Genomic DNA, 15,400 nt, shown 5'->3' with positions numbered 1-15,400 from the left:
TGATGGTTGAGGCCTTCGCCGAAATCGACGCAGAGGAGACAGACCCCATTCTCAGCCTTTCAACACAAGCCGCCTGATCATGACCTCAGGCCATCCGGGAAATTACACCAGCTTGACGGACGTGACCCAAATTTGCAGCACCAAACGGTGAAGCGAAGCATGGAGCGGCCCGGCGACCGGGTGCACCGCCCGAGGCTGGAGACCGCGGGCATCATCCGGAGATACGGCCCTGCGTGGCGGCGGGCCAATGCCGGGCAAGTCAACCTCAGCCAGCAAAATGCGATGTCGGCGATCGAGGCCTGCCGGACCGAAGCGCTCGGCGGGCATGCAGCGGCTTGCGGCAAGTGCGGCCACCGCCACATCGCCTGCAATTCATGCAAGAACCGGCACTGCCCGAAGCGCCAGGCGCCGGCGGCGCGGGACTGGATGGCTGCGCGGGCAGAAGATCTGTTGCCGGTGGAGTATTTCCCGTCGTCTTCGCTCTGCCAGCCAGGATCGCCCGCATCGCCCAATGGAGCAAGAAGGCGGTCCATAGCCTCTTGTTCCGCGCCTCGGCTGAAACGGTCGTGACCCTTGCGGCCGATCCCAAGCGTCCCGGCGCGCGGCCGGGCATGACCAGCGTCCTGCATACATCGTGCCGGAGGCGCGTTTTCAACACGACGGGATCGGCGCTGACCCACCATCCGCACACCCCCATGATCGTCCCCGGAGGAGGACTGACGCCGGTCGGCACCCGATGGGCGGCCTGCAAGCCCGGGTTCTTCCTGCATGCGCGCGTCCAGTCCCGGATGTTCCGGCGGCTGTTTCTGGAAGGACGCGCGGCACTTCACGAGGCGGAGCAGCTTCAATTCTTCGCCGATCCGGAAGGGCTGGCCGATCCCGTGGCCATTGCCGCCTGCCTCGCCCAGCTCCGCAAGGCCGAATGGGTGGTCTGCGCCAAACTGCCCTTCGGCGGTCCCGAGTCTGGGCGCGCCTGTCTCAGCCGATACACCCAACGCGTGGCGATCTCGAACCGTCGCCTTGTCACCGCAGATGCCGGGACCGTGGCGTTCCGCTGGAAGGATTACCGGATCAAGCGCGGCAACCGGATGCAGGTGATGCGGCTCAAGACCGGCGAATTCATCCGCCGGTTCCTGCTGCACGTCCTGCCCGGCGGTTTCCGCCGCATCCGCCACTGCGGCCTGCTGGCCGGCGCCACCCGCAAAGCCACTATCACCCGCATCCGCGACTTGCTCGCGCAGACGCCGCCCGAACAGGAAACGCAGGAGACTGACGAGACCGTCCCGCTCACCCTGCGCGAGCCGTGCGCCTGCTGCGGCGGCCCGATGCGCATCGTCGAGTTCTTCCGGCGCGGGCAGAAGCCGATGTGCCGCGCGCCGCCAAGGGAGCAGGCCGCATGATGAAACGCCCATTCACCAAATTGACAATTCCCTGGCTGTCCCTGCAAGCCCGGTCTACACGCTTTGGGCCCGGGGCCTCAGACCGCAACCTGAAGGAAAGCAGAGCAGTTTCGATCACCGGCAAATCCGTGGTTCCTTCGCAGCCTGAGTATTGAATCGGATGCCTGCAACCCTCCCGGCCGCGCGCCAGTTGCGCCCCGGCCCAAACCGTCAGCGCACTTCCCCTATGCTGGTCCCAGCTCACCGCGGCTTCCACCTTGGGAGAATTTCCAACGCGGGCCAACAAAGCACCAAGCCGCACTCTCACGCCACGGCCCGCATCGAAAACGCTTCACCGAAGCAGTCTTCGGACAAAGCGCATGTCCCGGGAAAAGCGGACCTGCACTTTACCGGGTGTGAGAGACGAACCGGTGTTCTTCTGCGCTTGCAGCATGAGACGGCCTGAAAATCTGCGTCGCGCTACTGGACCGGCGCTGCGGTGGGGCTTGAATAAATGGTTTGGATGTCACGCGCCAGCGACAGCCCGCTGCGGTCGGACGTCATTGGACCGTATCGCTAAAAAGGAAATTCCTGATACGGGCATAGCCATAACCGATGTGAATGCGCTGAACATACCCAACGGCCTGGATGTCCTTCTCAAGCAGGGCATTTTCGAGATCTACCAGCTCAGCAACCAGGGCATCCGCCACTTCCGCTCCGGCGCAGTCTACGACCCTGTGCCATGTGCTGGCGGCCTGATAATATGCTTGCGTCCAGAAGGAGCGCAGGACCGAGTTGCCAATCAGATCGCTGATAAGCGTATTCAACTGGTCATTCACGATGACATATTGCCGGGATTCGACTTGCCCGCTGAGCTGATAGGCCTGCTCCAGAAGTCCCCGGGCCCGTTCCAGATGGCTGTCCTCGATTTTCACAGGTGCGGTTGTGCCGATCAGGGAGGCCAGATGCAGGCGCATATCATAGACATGGGCAATCTTCTCCGGCGGCAGTTCCATCACCACATTGCCGACCCCATTGATGGTTTCCACCAGCCCCAGGTGATTGATCCGGCTGATGGCATCGCGCACCGGCGTGCGGCTGACACCAAACTCTTCGGCCAGTTCCGCTTCTTTCAGCCTGTCTCCAGGCGTGTACTCCAGGAAGCAGATCCGCTTCAGGATCAGACGCTGGATGTCCTCAACGCCCGGCTTGCGGTCGCCCCAGCCAGGAGGCGTCAAAGATATGTCATCTGCGGACAAGGAAGCTCCCCTTCCTGAGCGGCTGCGGTTCCTGAAGTACTACCAAGGCGGTCTGCAGCAAAGAAGAGCCAATTTCAGTGGTTCCGGAGCAACCGCCCGTACCCTTCAATCCGGTCCTTCAGCCCAGCCAGGCGCAAGACATGCCACATCATCGCCTGATTGGAGCAAATGACCGGCTTGCCCAGCTGCTGCTCCAGATGGTCTACAATCTCAAGCGACCGCAAGGCTCCGCAACTGATGAACAGCGCGTCGCTGTCCGGCGTGTCTGCCTGTTTGGCAAATTCCGCCAGATATTCCGGGCTGACGCGGATCATGGCGCTGTCTTTTTCCAGTTGCAGCCCCCTGATCTGCGTGACCCGGAATCCCGCGGTTTCAAGGTATTGGGCCTCCTGCTCATTGATTTCATCCAAGTAGGGCGTGGCGACGGCAAGCCGTCTTGCCCCGACCGCACTCAGCGCTTCAATCACCGCGGTGATCAGGCTTGTGGGCTTGGCGAACGGGGCGCCCTTGGCCAATTCGGCAGCGACGCGGTCTTCACCAATCACCAGGCTGCCCGAAGTGCAGCCGTAGCAGATCACATCCAGGCTGCCGTCCGGCAGCAGGGTTGAGGCGGCGCGGGCCAGATCCTCCGCATGGCGGCTGAGGCTGTCGATGGTGATGCTGTCGCCGATCCAGGCGCGGGCGAAGTGCAGCCCGACACCGTCGGGGCGCAGCTGGAACATGTCATCCTCGATCGTCTGTTCGGTGGCCAGCAGGACAAAGCCGATCTTTGCCCGGTGGTGGCGGCCTTTATCAAACATCTTCGCTCCTTGAATTTCACCTGATGCATGCAGCAGGTCCAGAAACTAGCCTATTCCGGCCCTAGAAACAAGTATTGACTGACTAGCTGTATACAGCATAGCAAATTATTGGGCTGGAATGTCGATTCGAGCCGCGACTGAAACACGAACAGGGAGGAAACCTTCGTGGGGATCGCAACATTTATCAAAGCGGGTGCCGCAGCCGCAGGCGTGCTGGCTGCCACGCTGCCAGCAGCGCAGGCCGAAGACATCATTCTGGGCCATGTGATGGACACCCAGCACATCTTCCATCAGGTATCCGAGCGCTTCTCGGCGCGGCTGGACGAGCTGTCCGGAGGGGAGCTGAAAGTCGACTACCATCCGGGCGGCGACCTTGGGGACTGGACCTCGATCGTCGAGCAGGTATCGCAGGGCGCGGTGCAGATGACGATGTCCTGGAACCATTCCGAACTGGACCCGCGCTGGGACGTTTCCGTGCTCGGCTATGTCGCCAGGGACTGGGACACCGGGCGCAAGGTCTATGGTCCGGGCTCGGTGATGAACGGAGTCTATGACGGCATCATGAACGATTTGGGCATGGTGCTGCTGGGCACGATCCCGACCGACTTTACCGGATTTGTGGTGCGCAAGGGGGTCGAGGTGCCGACCAGCTTCCCGGAGGAGGCTGAAGGGTTCAAGATGCGGGTGCCTGGCATGCCGATGGCGATCGAGCGCTACAAGGCCACCGGGTTTGCTCCGGTGCCGATGGCCTTCAGCGAGGTGCATACAGCCCTGCAAACCGGCGCCATCGACGGCCGTGCCTATTCGCCGCCGTCCGAGGTGCTGCTGTTCAAGGATGTGGTCAGCGCCTACGTCTTCACCCGCGAGAACTTCGAGCATACCTTCTGGACCGCCAACAAGCGCTGGTTCGACAGCCTGAGCGAAGAGCAGCAGGGCTGGATCCGCACCGCCGCGGATGAAGCGGTGGCCTGGGCCTGGGAGAACGCCGAGGCCGAAAGCCCCAAGTGGTTTGCCCAGATGAAAGAGGCCGGCATCGAGGTTGTCGAGCTGACGCCAGAGCAGTTGGACGCTTACCGCCAGCAGGTGACCGCGGTCGAATACCCCTACATGGAACAGATCATCGGCGCCGAAGTAATGGGCCAGATCAAGGCTGCCGCTGGCGGCAACTGATCCGCATCCCGGTGCCCGGGCAGCGGTCCGGGCATAGCACCAGCCCGAGGAGGACGGCGCGTGACCAAAGAGCTTTTACACACCGGCAGTCTGGACAAGGTCCTGAGCACGGAGCCGATCATGCCAGCGGGCAGTGATCCAGCTGGACCGGTCTATCGCGGCCTGAGCGGGTTCTATGCCATCGAGGACAGGATAGCCCTGCTGATGCGGGTGGTTCTGTTCGCGGCCATGATCGCTCTGGGGCTGCTGATGGCCGCACAGGTATTCATGCGCTACGTGATCGCCTCGCCCTTTCTGGGGATCGAGGAGCTGGCACCGATGCTGGCCCTGTGGATCTATTTCATCGGCATGGCCTATTGCACCCGCGAGCGCGACCACATCGAGGGCGGCGTGCTGACGCTCCTGACGCGGAACCGCAAGACGCTGCTTTCGGTGCGCCTGTTCGGAACTCTGTGCTGTCTGGCGACGGTTGCGGTTTTCGCCTGGTTTGCTTGGGATTTCGCGTCCTACAACCTCTCCCTGAACCGCAAGAGCACCTACATGCGCCTGCCCAAATACATCTGGGATTTCAGCATGATATCCGGCTTTGCGCTGATGATCCTTTACCTGGTTATGCAATTCTTTCTGGAAGCGCGCGCGCTGCTGACCGGACAGGGCGGAGACTGACGTCATGACCTTCTTCCTCATTGCCTTCCTGGCCATCATCTTCCTGCTGCTGATCGAAGTGCCCGTCGGCTTTGCCTTTGGCGCAGGCGCACTTGGCTACGGGCTGATGTCGGGCACCAATATCTCCTTCCATGCCGGCTACGGCTATTCCCAGGTCAGCGCCTTCTCGCTGCTGGCGATCCCGCTGTTCATCCTGTCGGGCACGCTGATGGGGGCCTCCGGCATTTCCGAGCGGCTCCTGAACTTCGTGAACTCCTTTGTCGGCCGCACCAAGGGCGGTCTGGGGGCGGTGACCGTCATCACCTGCGCGCTGTTCGGCGCGATCTCCGGCAGTGCCTCGGCTGCCATTGCCGCGATTGGCAAGATCATGGTGCCGCGGATGATCAAGGAGGGCTATCCGCCGGGCCATGCCACCGCGCTGGTGGCGGTGTCCTCGGTGCTGGCGCTGATGATCCCGCCGTCGATCCCGATGATTGTCTTTGCCATCGCGATCCGTGAGTCGGTCGCCAAATGCTTCCTCGCCACCATGGGGCCGGGCGTGCTGCTGGCGCTGATTTACTGCGGGCTGAACTTCTTCTTCCTGCGCAACAACACCACCATCACCACCGCCCCCAGGCTGCCCCTGCGAGAGACCATGGCCGAGGCCGCAGACACCGGCAAGAAGGCCAGCCTCGCGATCATCATGCCGGTGATCGTTCTGGGCGGCATCTACAGCGGCATCGCCACCCCGACCGAGGCAGGCGCCGTGGCGCTGGTCTATACGCTGATCGTGGGCATTGCGATCTACCGCTCGCTGCCGATGCAGATGCTCTTTAGCTCCACTGTCGAGGCGGCGCGGCTGACCGGCGCGATCCTGATGGTGCTGTTCTTCCTCTTCGTGATGAGCCGCGGCATGGTGCTGGCCAAGGTGCCGACGCAGTTTGCCGATCTGCTGCTCACAATCTCCGAGAACAAGATCGTCATCCTCTTGCTGATCAACCTGCTGCTTTTGATCATGGGCATGATCATTGATGACGTCTCCGGCGGCGTGCTGGCAGCCATCATCCTGCTGCCGGTTACCCAGAAAATCGGCCTGGACCCGATCCACTTTGCCGCCATCGTCGGCACCAATCTGGGGCTTGGCAATATCTCCCCGCCCTGCGCGCCGCTCCTCTACATGGCCGGGGGTGTTACCCGCCAGCCTCTGGCGGTCTATGCCGGCCCGACGATGAAGTTCCTGCTGCTGGGGCATTTGCCGATGGTCCTGATCGTGACCTTCGTGCCGCCGGTGGCCTTGTTCCTGCCGGGACTGCTGGACTGATTTGCCAGCCCCCGCCTTTCAACGCTCATAAGAAGGAAAGCTCCACATGCTGGATGAAGCCAAGAAACGCACACTCGACCTGCAAGACCGCATGCGGCAGGCGGGTATCGCCAAGGCCGTGTTCACCGACGAAAGCTCGATTGCCTATCTGGCCGGGTTCTGGGGCTATCTGGGCATTGAGTTCGGCCGCCCGACTATGCTGGTGGTCGACGCCAAAGATGCGCCCGTCGTCATCACCCCGCTGATGGAATCCGAGATGGTGGCGGAAATGACCTGGGTCGAGGATGTGCGGACCTGGGAGGACATCGGCCAGCGCAGCTGGGGCCGTGCGCTGACCGGAGTCCTGGGCGAAAAACCCAAGGAAATCTGGATCGAACGCGGCACCATCCCCGCAATTGTCCGCAACCATCTGGACGACGCCTACTCCGGCGTGCCGCTCAAGGACATCTCGCCGGTGCTGGGCGCGATGCGCACAATCAAGTCGCCGTTTGAGATCAGCGTCATGAAGGAAGCAGGCCAGATCGCCGGTGCGATGATGGGGGCCGCCCATAACAGCCTGCGCGAAGGCGCGCAGGAGTTTGAATCCGCGCTTGCCGTGATCGACGCGGGCTCGCGCAAGGCGGCCTCCTTCCTGACCGCCAAAGGCTGGGACCGCTTTGTCTCACCGATGATCCACAACCTGCAGATCCTGCAAAGCGGCAAGGACGCGTCGATGGTGCACCGCCGCGCCAGCGTCAAAGCTTACGAGAAATTCGACCCGGTCTATTTCTGCTTCTGCAACATGGCGCAGTTCAAGCAATACAAGCTGGGCTTCGACCGGATGTTCCACATCGGTGATGTGACCGACCAGGCCCGTAACGTGCAGGAAGCAGCGATCGCCGCCCAGCAGGCCGCCATAGCAGCGATGCGCCCGGGCGTTCTGGCCGAGGACGTCGCGGCCGCTGCCAACGAGGTCTACCGCGAACGCGGTTATGAGACCGGATACCGCACTGGCCGCTCGATCGGTGTGGCCTACTTGGAGGCACCGGAACTGAAGGCAGGGGACAAGACGGTGCTGCAGCCCGGCATGACCTTTGCGGTGGATGGCGGCATCTCGGTTGACGGCGTGACCGCGGGCCGGATCGGCGACTCGGTTGCGGTGACCGAAACCGGCACCGAATACATCACCAGCTACCCCCGCGAAATCCTGCTGAGCAAAGGTTGATTCATGACTGCCAGCCTGAACATCGCTGTTGCCCAAAGCCCTGCGGACCTCGACGGTCCGCAGGCGCGGCTGACCTGGCTGCGGGGCTGCCTTTCCAGACTGGAGGGGCGGCAAACGGATCTGCTGGTGCTGCCCGAACTGTTCCTGACAGGATACAATATTGGCAGCCGGGTTTCGGATTGGGCAGAGACTTCGGACGGACCATCCGCCCAAGCGATTGCCGGACTTGCTCGGGCGCGCGGAGTGGCCATCCATTACGGCTTTGCCGAACAGGCAGACGGGCGCCTCTACAACTCCGCCTCCTGCATCGGCAAGGACGGAACGCGTCTGGCAACTCATCGCAAGCTGCTGCTGCCACCCGGTTTTGAAGCCGATCATTTCCGCCCTGGCTCCAACTATACGCTGTTTGAGCTGAACGGGTTCAAGGCCGCTACGCTAGTCTGCTACGATGCTGAGTTTCCCGAAACCTTCCGGGCTGTTGCCAATGCCGGAGCTGAGCTTGTCCTGGTTCCCACCGCCCTCGGGGCGCAATGGGGAGTGGTGGCACATACAGTCATTCCCTCCCGCGCTTTCGAAAACGGCGTCTTTGTCTGCTACGCGAATTCCTGTGGCCGCGAGAACGGCATGGATTACTTCGGAGGCAGCTGTGTCATTGCGCCCAACGGGCAGGAACTGGCCAGAGCGGGCGAAGGCGAAGAGCTGTTGTGCGTGCGAGCCAGCAAAGATGCAGTCTCTGCCGCACAAGCCCGGCTGCCGTATCTTGTTGACCGGTTGAATTTACCTGGCGAGCCTGGCTGATCTTTAACGGCCGGAGGGCAGCCGGCGTTTCATCGCAAGCTCCTCCCGGACGGCTTAGGAAGTCTGCTTTGCGACGCCCTTGCGGCGGATGGCTGTGCCGGTGAGCGCGGCAAGAATGCCGACGATGACCGCGACGGCATATTCGCTGTAGGAGATCGCCACGTGGGTCGAATGGGAACCGCCCAGCAGGAGCGGAGCAATGACGCCCGCCGCAACGCCAAGCCCGGCTGCCGCGATCCACTTGCGTGTCATCATGCCGAGGCTCAGGCCCAGGATGCCCGGCAGGCCCAGGACGCTTGCGCCGATGGTGCCAAGCAGGTCAAGAAAACTGATCATGGTTTGATCTCCCGAGAATTACGGGACCTTGCGCGACCGCCCGGCCCCGGAAAGGTTCAGTCGGACTGGGTGCCCAGGTAGGATTTGATCCCGGCCAGATCGACGGCCGCCTTCGGCTTCTCCATGGCCAGGGTTTCGGTCACGTGACGGTACTCTTCGAGGTAACCGGGCGGCAGGTCGTGCGCGATACCCTGATGGCAGTCGATGCAGGTCATGCCATTGTCGATCGCCTTCTGATGGCTATCCGCGGCGCGCGTTTCCTGAATGGTGAAGTCCATATACTCAAAGGCATGGCAATTGCGGCATTCGCGGCTGTCGGTGGCCTTCATCTTTTTCCAGACCGCGGCGGCCATTTCCAAGCGGCGCTCCTCGTATTTCTCCGGCGTGGAAATGGTGCCCAGAACTTCGTGGTAGACGTCCTTCACGGCCATGATCTTGGCCTTCATCTTGTACTGCCATTCATGCGGCACGTGACAGTCTGAGCAGATCGCCCGGACGCCCGAATGGTTGTTGTAATGCACCGTCTCACGGTATTCGCCGAGGTTCGTTTCCATTGTGTGGCAGGAGGTGCAGAACTCTTCGGTGTTGGTGAGCTCGAGCGACCAGTGGAACCCGCCCCAGAACAGGATCCCCGCGAGAAAGCCCGCAATAAGCAGAAATCCGGCGCTCACTACCCCGGCGGGGCTCCAGAAAGCGTCCCAGACACGGCGCAGCAGGCCACGGCGGGGCCGTTCATCCTTTGCATCAGCCATGATATCGTCCCTTTCGTGTCGCGTGTCAGTTGGAGCCGGTGGAGGGCGTGAACGTGTTGCCGACAAGGGCCGGCGCGTTGGCCTGCGGGACGTGACACTGGTTGCAGAACCAGCGGGTGCCGGCGACGGTATCCATCTGGGCGCCGCTGCGATCCAGGTAATGGGTCATAGACAGCGTCGGTGCGCCCCGGTCCCCGGCATTGGTCCAGTCATGACAGCTGAGGCACTGGTTCGTGCGCAGGTCGATCTGATACTGCCCGGTCGAATGCGGCACGATGGGCGGCTGCTGGCGGTAGTTGCGCCCCGCGCGCCCCTTCATCTGCTGGTGGAAATCGTCGGCGGGCAGGGTCGCCTGAATATCCGCTCCGCGCAGCGACTGGACGTTCGCCGCGTTCTGCGCGACGACAAACCCGCCGATCAGCAAGCTTGCCGACAGGGCCGAAATACCCGCAATGGCCGAAAGTTTCATTCTTTCTCTCCGTGTTTGCCGTTCATGATGCCGTTTCGCCGGCAGCGGCTTTTGCTGATGCGCCGGAGGCGGCGACGGCCCTGTCGTTGCGATGGGTGAAGCGGAAGACATCGACGGAACAGACGTCGATGCAGCGTCCGCAGTTGGTGCAGTCGGGGCTCAGGATGAGCGGCGTGTCATCGCCCTCGCCGCGCAGGGCAGGCGGAATGACGTGCATTCCCGGGCACACCGCGAAGCAACCCATGCAATCGGTGCAGGCTGCGCGGTTTGCGGCGCTGACCCGGAGCAGCGGCTTTTGACCCAACAGGCCGTAGAAGGCGCCAACCGGGCAAAGATGCCCGCACCAGCCGCGCCGTGCCGCCAGCAGGTCGAAAAGGAACACCGCAGCGATTAGCCCCCAGGCTCCGCCCATGCCGAAAACCAGCCCCGGGTGCAGCATGGTCACGGGGTTCACTGTTTCCCAGGCGATGGCGCCGGTGAGCGCCGGGACGGCCAGAACGGTGCCCAGCAGCCAGAGGCGGGTGTGGCGTCTGGGCTGCCAGCCCTTCGGCGGACCAAGCCGGGTGTGCAGCCAATGGGCGGCGCCGGTGACGGGATTGATCGGGCAGACCCATGAGCAATAGACTCGGCCGCCGATCAGCGCGTAAGCCGCCAGAACAATGACGGCGCCAGCAAGCACTGTCAGCTCGGGTGCGTGGCCGGCGAGCAGGCTCTGCAGCGTAATTAGCGGGTCGGTGAGCGGCAGCACGTCCAGGGTTCTGGACCCGGCGATTGTGCTGTCCACAATGCGCCAGCCCGCCCAGGAAAGGATCAGGAAGAGTGCCAGGAGGACCGCTTGCGACAGGCGGCGCAGCAGCAGCCACTTGTGCGCTTTCACCCAGCCCTTGGCGGCGATGGCCTCCTGTCCTGCGGCGTGGCGGGGCCTGGCGCTCATTGGCCTGCCTCCGTTCCGGGAAGCTTGAACACGGGTTCGAAACCGCTCTCGTATCCGCCGGGGGCGGCGAGGTTGTCCGTGCCCGGACCCGGCAGGCGGTCGGGCAGGTCAATGATGCCATCGACGAGCGGTGCGCCATTGCGGTCCAGCTCTTCCCAGCCCTTGCGGTAGTGGTCCGCCGGGGTGGCGCGGGCCAGCCGGGCGGGCAGGACCTTGATCGCGGCTTCGGGCGGAACGCAGGACTTCTCGCAGATGCCGCAGCCCGGGCAATGGTCCGCGTGGACAGCGGGCGCAAAGAGCGCGTGGTGGCCGGAGCGCCTGTTGTGCGAAACATCCAGCGTGATGGCCTCGCCGATGACCGGGCCGACGCGGTAGCACACGCCGCAGCGCAGGCCGAGGAAGTTCAGGCAGTTTTCCTGGTCGACCAGAACGGCCGTGCCCATCCGGGCGTCGCCGATGTCTGTGAGGCCTGGATCCAGCGCGCCGACAGGGCAGGCGGCCACGCAGGGAATGTCCTCGCACATCTCGCAGGCGGCGTCGCGGGCGGTGAAGTAGGGTGTGCCCGTGGCCGGGCCGTCTTCACCCGATTCAGCAGGTTTCAGGGTGCCATAGGGGCAGCCGCGCACACTGAGGCCGCAGCGGATGCAGGCATCGAGGAACGCCTCCTCCGCAAGGGCACCGGGCAGGCGCAGGGCCTCGGCGGGCAGCGCGCGGGCATCCCGGACCAGATAGGCATGCCCAAGTCCCGCCACCGCACAGCCGCCCGCCATCCGGGCGGTTTCCGTCAGGAACTTCCGGCGGGCAGGTGAGAGTGGAGCGGTGGCAGGCATGGCGTGTTCCAGACGCAGGTTCAGGCGCGCTCGACCTTGCAGGCGCACTTCTTGAAGTCGGTTTCCTTCGACAGCGGGCAGGTCGCATCCAGCGTCAGCTTGTTGATCAGCTGGCTTTCATCGAACCACGGCACGAAGACGAGCCCCTTGGGGGGCTTGTTGCGGCCGCGGGTCTCGACCCGGCTCAGCATCTCTCCACGGCGGGTGGAAATCATGATCTCCTGCCCGCGCCGCAGGCCGCGGGACTGGGCGTCCTCGGGGTGCATGAAGACCACGGCGTTCGGGAAGGCCCGGTGCAGCTCCGGCACCCGCCGGGTCATCGAGCCGGAATGCCAGTGCTCCAGCACACGCCCGGTGCAGAGCCAGAGGTCGTATTCCTCATCCGGCTCTTCTGCCGCTGCCTCATAGGGGGCGAAGATGATCTTGGCGCGCCCGTCCGCGTGGCCATAAAAGCGCACGTCCTCGCCTTCGGGAACATAGGGGTCATAGCCTTCGCGGAAGCGGTAGAGGGTTTCCTTGCCGTCCACGACGGGCCAGCGCAGGCCGCGGGCCTGGTGGTAGGTGTCGAAGGGCGCAAGGTCGTGGCCGTGATGGCGCCCGAATTCGGCGTATTCCTCGAACAGGCCCTTCTGCACGTAGAAGCCGAAGTGACTTGCCTCGGCATTGTTGAATCCCTCGGCCGTTTCCGACACCGGGTAGGCGTTGACCTTGCCGTTTTCGAACAGGACCTGGAACAGCGTCTTGCCGGTGAGTTCCGGCATCTGCGCCACCAGGTCTTCTCCCCAGGCTTCTTCCACCGTGAAGCGCTTGGAGAACTCTATCAGCTGCCACAGATCCGACCTGGCCTCGCCCGGCGCATCGACCTGCTGCCGCCAGAACTGCGTGCGGCGCTCGGCGTTGCCATAGGCGCCCTCTTTCTCCACCCACATGGCGGTGGGCAGGATCAGGTCCGCGGCCATCGCCGTCACGGTCGGATAGGGGTCGGACACGGCGATGAAGTTTTCCGGGTTGCGGTAGCCGGGGAGGCCTTCCTCGTTGATGTTGGGCGCGGCCTGCATGTTGTTGTTGCACTGCACCCAGTAGGCGTTCAGCACACCGTCCTTCAGCATCCGGTTCTGCAGCACCGCGTGGAATCCCGGCTTCGGCGGGATGGTGCCCTGCGGCACGCCCCAGGCGGTTTCGCAGATCTCGCGGTGCTTGTCGTTCATCACCACCATGTCGGCGGGCAGGCGGTGCGCAAAGGTGCCTACCTCGCGCGCGGTGCCGCAGGCGGAGGGCTGGCCGGTCAGGGAGAAAGGCGAGTTGCCGGGCTCGGAGATCTTCCCGGTCAGCAGATGCACATTGTACATCAGCCCGTTCACCCAGGACCCGCGGGTGTGCTGGTTGAAGCCCATGGTCCACAGGCTCATCACCTTGCGGTCCGGGTCGGCATATTGCTGGGCGAGCCGTTCGAGCTGGTGCGCGGGAACGCCGGAGATTTCCGAGGCCTTCCCGACGGTGTAGTCCGCCACCGAGGCTGCGTATTCCTCGAAGGTCATCGCGGTCAGCTTGCCCGAATCCGGGTTGGCCGCCTCGACTTGCAGCGGGTGCTCGGGGCGCAGCCCATAGCCGATGTCGGTTTCGGTGCGGGTGAAGTTGACGTGCTTGTTCACGAAGTCCCAGTTCACCGCGTCGTTCTGGATGATGTAGTTGGCGATGTAGTTCAGGATCGCCAGGTCGGACTGCGGGTTGAAGACGATGCCGTTGTCGGCAAGCTCGAAGGAGCGGTGCTCGTAGGTCGACAGGACGTGGACCTCGGCGCCCGGCTTGGTCAGGCGGGTATCGGTCAGGCGCGACCACAGGATCGGGTGCATCTCGGCCATGTTCGAGCCCCAGAGCACGAAGGTGTCGGCGTGCTCGAAGTCGTCGTAGCAGCCCATCGGCTCGTCGATGCCGAAGGCGCGCATGAACCCCACCACGGCCGAGGCCATGCAGTGCCGCGCGTTCGGGTCGATGTTGTTCGACCGGAAGCCCGCCTTCATCAGCTTGGCGGCGGCATAGCCTTCCCAGACCGTCCACTGGCCTGACCCGAACATGCCGACCGAGGCCGGCCCCTTCCTGGCCAGCGCTTCCTTCCATTTTTGCGCCATGATGTCGAAAGCTTCGTCCCAGCTGACGGGCTCGAATTCGCCGTTCTTGTCGTAGACGCCGTTGGTCTTGCGCAGGAGCGGCGTTGTCAGGCGGTCCGCGCCGTACATGATCTTGGACAGGAAGTAGCCCTTGATGCAGTTCAGCCCCCGGTTCACCGGTGCGTCCGGGTCGCCTTGCGTGGCAACCACGCGGCCTTCCTTGACGCCGACCAGAACCGAGCAGCCCGTGCCGCAGAACCGGCAGGGCGCCTTGTCCCAGCGGATGGCGGAACCGGCCGCGGGTGCTGCGGCGGTGCCGGAGGCAAGCGGAATACCCGCGGCGGCGGCGGTACTCGCGGCGGCGGTGGCCTTCAGAAAGTTCCGGCGGGAATCAGAGGTGGTCATGGGAGTGCTCCGGCTGGCTGGCGGCGAGACTGGATCGCGGCGGGAGATCTTCGAAGTGATGGTAGTTGAGGGTCAGCGAGAGGACGCCCGGGACCTGGTGCAGCGCCATGATGATGTCCGAGGCCCGGGCCGTGCCGGTGTCCTCCACCGTCACAACAAGGCGTCCGTCCGGGGTGGCGGCGTGAACCTCGACGCCCTCCATGGCGTCAATTTGCCTGCGCGCCGCAGGCGCCGGACCGGGCGCGATATGGACGAGACATCCGCAGATATTCATGCTGTCACCTTGGGATTGGAGGGTTGAACGCGCTCGAAAGCGACGGCGTTGACGGGGCAGGCGAAGGCACATTCGCCGCAGCCCGTGCAAAGATTCCGGTCCAGGATGGGGACGGCGCGCCCGCCTGTCTGCAGGCGGAAGCGGATGGCGCGGTGTTCGCAGGCGTCCTCGCATGTGCGGCAGCTGGTGCCCTGGACAGAGAGGCAGGACTGCAGGATCCCGGCCCGCCAGGGCCAAGCGTCCTGCGACTCCTCCGCGAGGGCGCCGGTGGGGCAGGCGCGGGCGCAGCCGCCGCAGAAGCTGCAGGCGCCCAGGCTGAAGTCGAGCGTCGGGGTGCCGGAGCCCGTGTGGATGACGATCCGTTGCGGACAGGCCTGCGAACAGGCCCGGCAGCCATCGCAGAGGCGGTCGAACTCCGGCTGCGCGCCCGGCGGACGCATGATGGCCGTCCGGCCTTGGCGAAGCGAACCGCGCAGAATGTCGCGTCTGTTGAGCGTGAGTGCCAAACCGTTTTCCCAAGTGCAAAACATGTCATCAGGACCTGATGACAGCCGGTGCCGATGCTCTGGCCGGAGCGGGAGGGATGATGAGCCATCCGCCGGGCCGCGTGTGCCACGATCTAACGCCACACGGGCGTCAGCGATTTGATCTGGATCATGGCCGGGACAGTCCCGCCCGGCGCGGCGGGCAATGAGAATGCGGAAGTTTGAGCCAGG

The 15,400-nt window shown here is 63.9% G+C and carries 15 protein-coding genes and 1 pseudogene; 6 read left to right on the top strand and 10 right to left on the bottom strand.

Annotated features, from left to right (window positions below; translation table 11 throughout):
• Positions 1–180 precede the first annotated feature (180 nt).
• A pseudogene (locus tag ACOHX0_RS20300) lies at positions 181–1,400 on the top strand (IS91 family transposase).
• A gap of 539 nt (positions 1,401–1,939) precedes the next feature.
• Here the strand turns inward: ACOHX0_RS20300 and ACOHX0_RS20295 are convergent.
• Both ACOHX0_RS20295 and ACOHX0_RS20290 read right to left on the bottom strand, forming a co-directional pair.
• Positions 1,940–2,638: a GntR family transcriptional regulator gene (locus ACOHX0_RS20295; protein WP_420679057.1), complete on the bottom strand. Its 699-nt coding sequence runs from the start codon at positions 2,636–2,638 to the stop codon at positions 1,940–1,942.
• 74 nt (positions 2,639–2,712) lie between these two features.
• Entirely contained in the window at positions 2,713–3,438 is a 726-nt protein-coding gene (locus ACOHX0_RS20290; protein ID WP_420679056.1) for a maleate cis-trans isomerase family protein, read from the bottom strand.
• Between the two features lie 165 nt (positions 3,439–3,603).
• Between ACOHX0_RS20290 and dctP the strand changes: the two genes are divergently transcribed.
• The 5 genes from dctP to ACOHX0_RS20265 are packed head-to-tail and all read left to right on the top strand — an operon-like array spanning position 3,604 to position 8,576.
• Positions 3,604–4,608, top strand: coding sequence for a TRAP transporter substrate-binding protein DctP (gene dctP / locus ACOHX0_RS20285; protein ID WP_420679055.1), 1,005 nt, complete (start codon positions 3,604–3,606; stop codon positions 4,606–4,608).
• 60 nt (positions 4,609–4,668) lie between these two features.
• A complete protein-coding gene (locus tag ACOHX0_RS20280; protein WP_420679054.1) occupies positions 4,669–5,274 on the top strand; it encodes a TRAP transporter small permease in 606 nt (201 codons plus the stop codon).
• 4 nt (positions 5,275–5,278) lie between these two features.
• On the top strand, positions 5,279–6,574 hold the full coding sequence (locus tag ACOHX0_RS20275; RefSeq protein ID WP_420679053.1) for a TRAP transporter large permease: 1,296 nt from the start codon (positions 5,279–5,281) through the stop codon (positions 6,572–6,574).
• Positions 6,575–6,620: 46 nt separating this feature from the next.
• Positions 6,621–7,778, top strand: a complete 1,158-nt coding sequence (locus tag ACOHX0_RS20270) for a M24 family metallopeptidase (protein WP_420679052.1) — start codon at positions 6,621–6,623, stop codon at positions 7,776–7,778.
• A gap of 3 nt (positions 7,779–7,781) precedes the next feature.
• A complete protein-coding gene (locus ACOHX0_RS20265; RefSeq protein WP_420679051.1) occupies positions 7,782–8,576 on the top strand; it encodes a carbon-nitrogen hydrolase family protein in 795 nt (264 codons plus the stop codon).
• A gap of 54 nt (positions 8,577–8,630) precedes the next feature.
• Here ACOHX0_RS20265 and ACOHX0_RS20260 read toward each other — a convergent pair whose 3' ends face one another.
• Genes ACOHX0_RS20260 through napF form a run of 8 tightly spaced genes read right to left on the bottom strand, consistent with a single transcriptional unit; the run spans position 8,631 to position 15,190 of the window.
• Positions 8,631–8,912, bottom strand: a complete 282-nt coding sequence (locus ACOHX0_RS20260; protein ID WP_420679050.1) for a hypothetical protein — start codon at positions 8,910–8,912, stop codon at positions 8,631–8,633.
• Positions 8,913–8,968: 56 nt separating this feature from the next.
• Positions 8,969–9,664 carry a NapC/NirT family cytochrome c gene (locus ACOHX0_RS20255; RefSeq protein ID WP_420679049.1) on the bottom strand — a complete coding sequence of 232 codons (696 nt, stop codon included), beginning with the start codon at positions 9,662–9,664 and terminating at the stop codon, positions 8,969–8,971.
• A 25-nt stretch (positions 9,665–9,689) separates the two neighbouring features.
• Entirely contained in the window at positions 9,690–10,133 is a 444-nt protein-coding gene (locus tag ACOHX0_RS20250) for a nitrate reductase cytochrome c-type subunit (protein ID WP_420679048.1), read from the bottom strand.
• A gap of 22 nt (positions 10,134–10,155) precedes the next feature.
• Positions 10,156–11,067: a quinol dehydrogenase ferredoxin subunit NapH gene (gene napH, locus ACOHX0_RS20245; RefSeq protein WP_420679047.1), complete on the bottom strand. Its 912-nt coding sequence runs from the start codon at positions 11,065–11,067 to the stop codon at positions 10,156–10,158.
• Positions 11,064–11,897 carry a ferredoxin-type protein NapG gene (napG, locus tag ACOHX0_RS20240; RefSeq protein WP_420679046.1) on the bottom strand — a complete coding sequence of 278 codons (834 nt, stop codon included), beginning with the start codon at positions 11,895–11,897 and terminating at the stop codon, positions 11,064–11,066. The genes napH and napG overlap by 4 nt, the downstream gene beginning before the upstream one ends.
• A 20-nt stretch (positions 11,898–11,917) precedes the next feature.
• Positions 11,918–14,410 (bottom strand): nitrate reductase catalytic subunit NapA, encoded by a 2,493-nt coding sequence (gene napA, locus ACOHX0_RS20235; protein ID WP_420679045.1) that lies wholly within the window; start codon positions 14,408–14,410, stop codon positions 11,918–11,920.
• On the bottom strand, positions 14,397–14,684 hold the full coding sequence (locus ACOHX0_RS20230) for a chaperone NapD (protein WP_420679044.1): 288 nt from the start codon (positions 14,682–14,684) through the stop codon (positions 14,397–14,399). Before ACOHX0_RS20230 ends, napA begins: the two co-directional genes overlap by 14 nt.
• A complete protein-coding gene (gene napF, locus ACOHX0_RS20225; protein WP_420679043.1) occupies positions 14,681–15,190 on the bottom strand; it encodes a ferredoxin-type protein NapF in 510 nt (169 codons plus the stop codon). Before napF ends, ACOHX0_RS20230 begins: the two co-directional genes overlap by 4 nt.
• Positions 15,191–15,400 lie beyond the last annotated feature (210 nt).

Source organism: Cribrihabitans pelagius, from assembly GCF_048820915.1.
GTDB classification, from domain to species: domain Bacteria; phylum Pseudomonadota; class Alphaproteobacteria; order Rhodobacterales; family Rhodobacteraceae; genus Cribrihabitans_A; species Cribrihabitans_A pelagius.
This window is presented reverse-complemented; position numbering and strand designations above follow the sequence as displayed.

Bases quoted from the DNA above. Each gene is read 5' to 3' on its own strand.
- ACOHX0_RS20290 (WP_420679056.1), bottom strand. From the start codon at position 3,438: ATGTTTGATAAAGGCCGCCACCACCGGGCAAAGATCGGCTTTGTCCTG.
- ACOHX0_RS20275 (WP_420679053.1), top strand. From the start codon at position 5,279: ATGACCTTCTTCCTCATTGCCTTCCTGGCCATCATCTTCCTGCTGCTG.
- ACOHX0_RS20270 (WP_420679052.1), top strand. From the start codon at position 6,621: ATGCTGGATGAAGCCAAGAAACGCACACTCGACCTGCAAGACCGCATG.
- ACOHX0_RS20265 (WP_420679051.1), top strand. From the start codon at position 7,782: ATGACTGCCAGCCTGAACATCGCTGTTGCCCAAAGCCCTGCGGACCTC.
- ACOHX0_RS20260 (WP_420679050.1), bottom strand. From the start codon at position 8,912: ATGATCAGTTTTCTTGACCTGCTTGGCACCATCGGCGCAAGCGTCCTG.
- ACOHX0_RS20255 (WP_420679049.1), bottom strand. From the start codon at position 9,664: ATGGCTGATGCAAAGGATGAACGGCCCCGCCGTGGCCTGCTGCGCCGT.
- ACOHX0_RS20250 (WP_420679048.1), bottom strand. From the start codon at position 10,133: ATGAAACTTTCGGCCATTGCGGGTATTTCGGCCCTGTCGGCAAGCTTG.
- napH (WP_420679047.1), bottom strand. From the start codon at position 11,067: ATGAGCGCCAGGCCCCGCCACGCCGCAGGACAGGAGGCCATCGCCGCC.
- napG (WP_420679046.1), bottom strand. From the start codon at position 11,897: ATGCCTGCCACCGCTCCACTCTCACCTGCCCGCCGGAAGTTCCTGACG.
- napA (WP_420679045.1), bottom strand. From the start codon at position 14,410: ATGACCACCTCTGATTCCCGCCGGAACTTTCTGAAGGCCACCGCCGCC.
- ACOHX0_RS20230 (WP_420679044.1), bottom strand. From the start codon at position 14,684: ATGAATATCTGCGGATGTCTCGTCCATATCGCGCCCGGTCCGGCGCCT.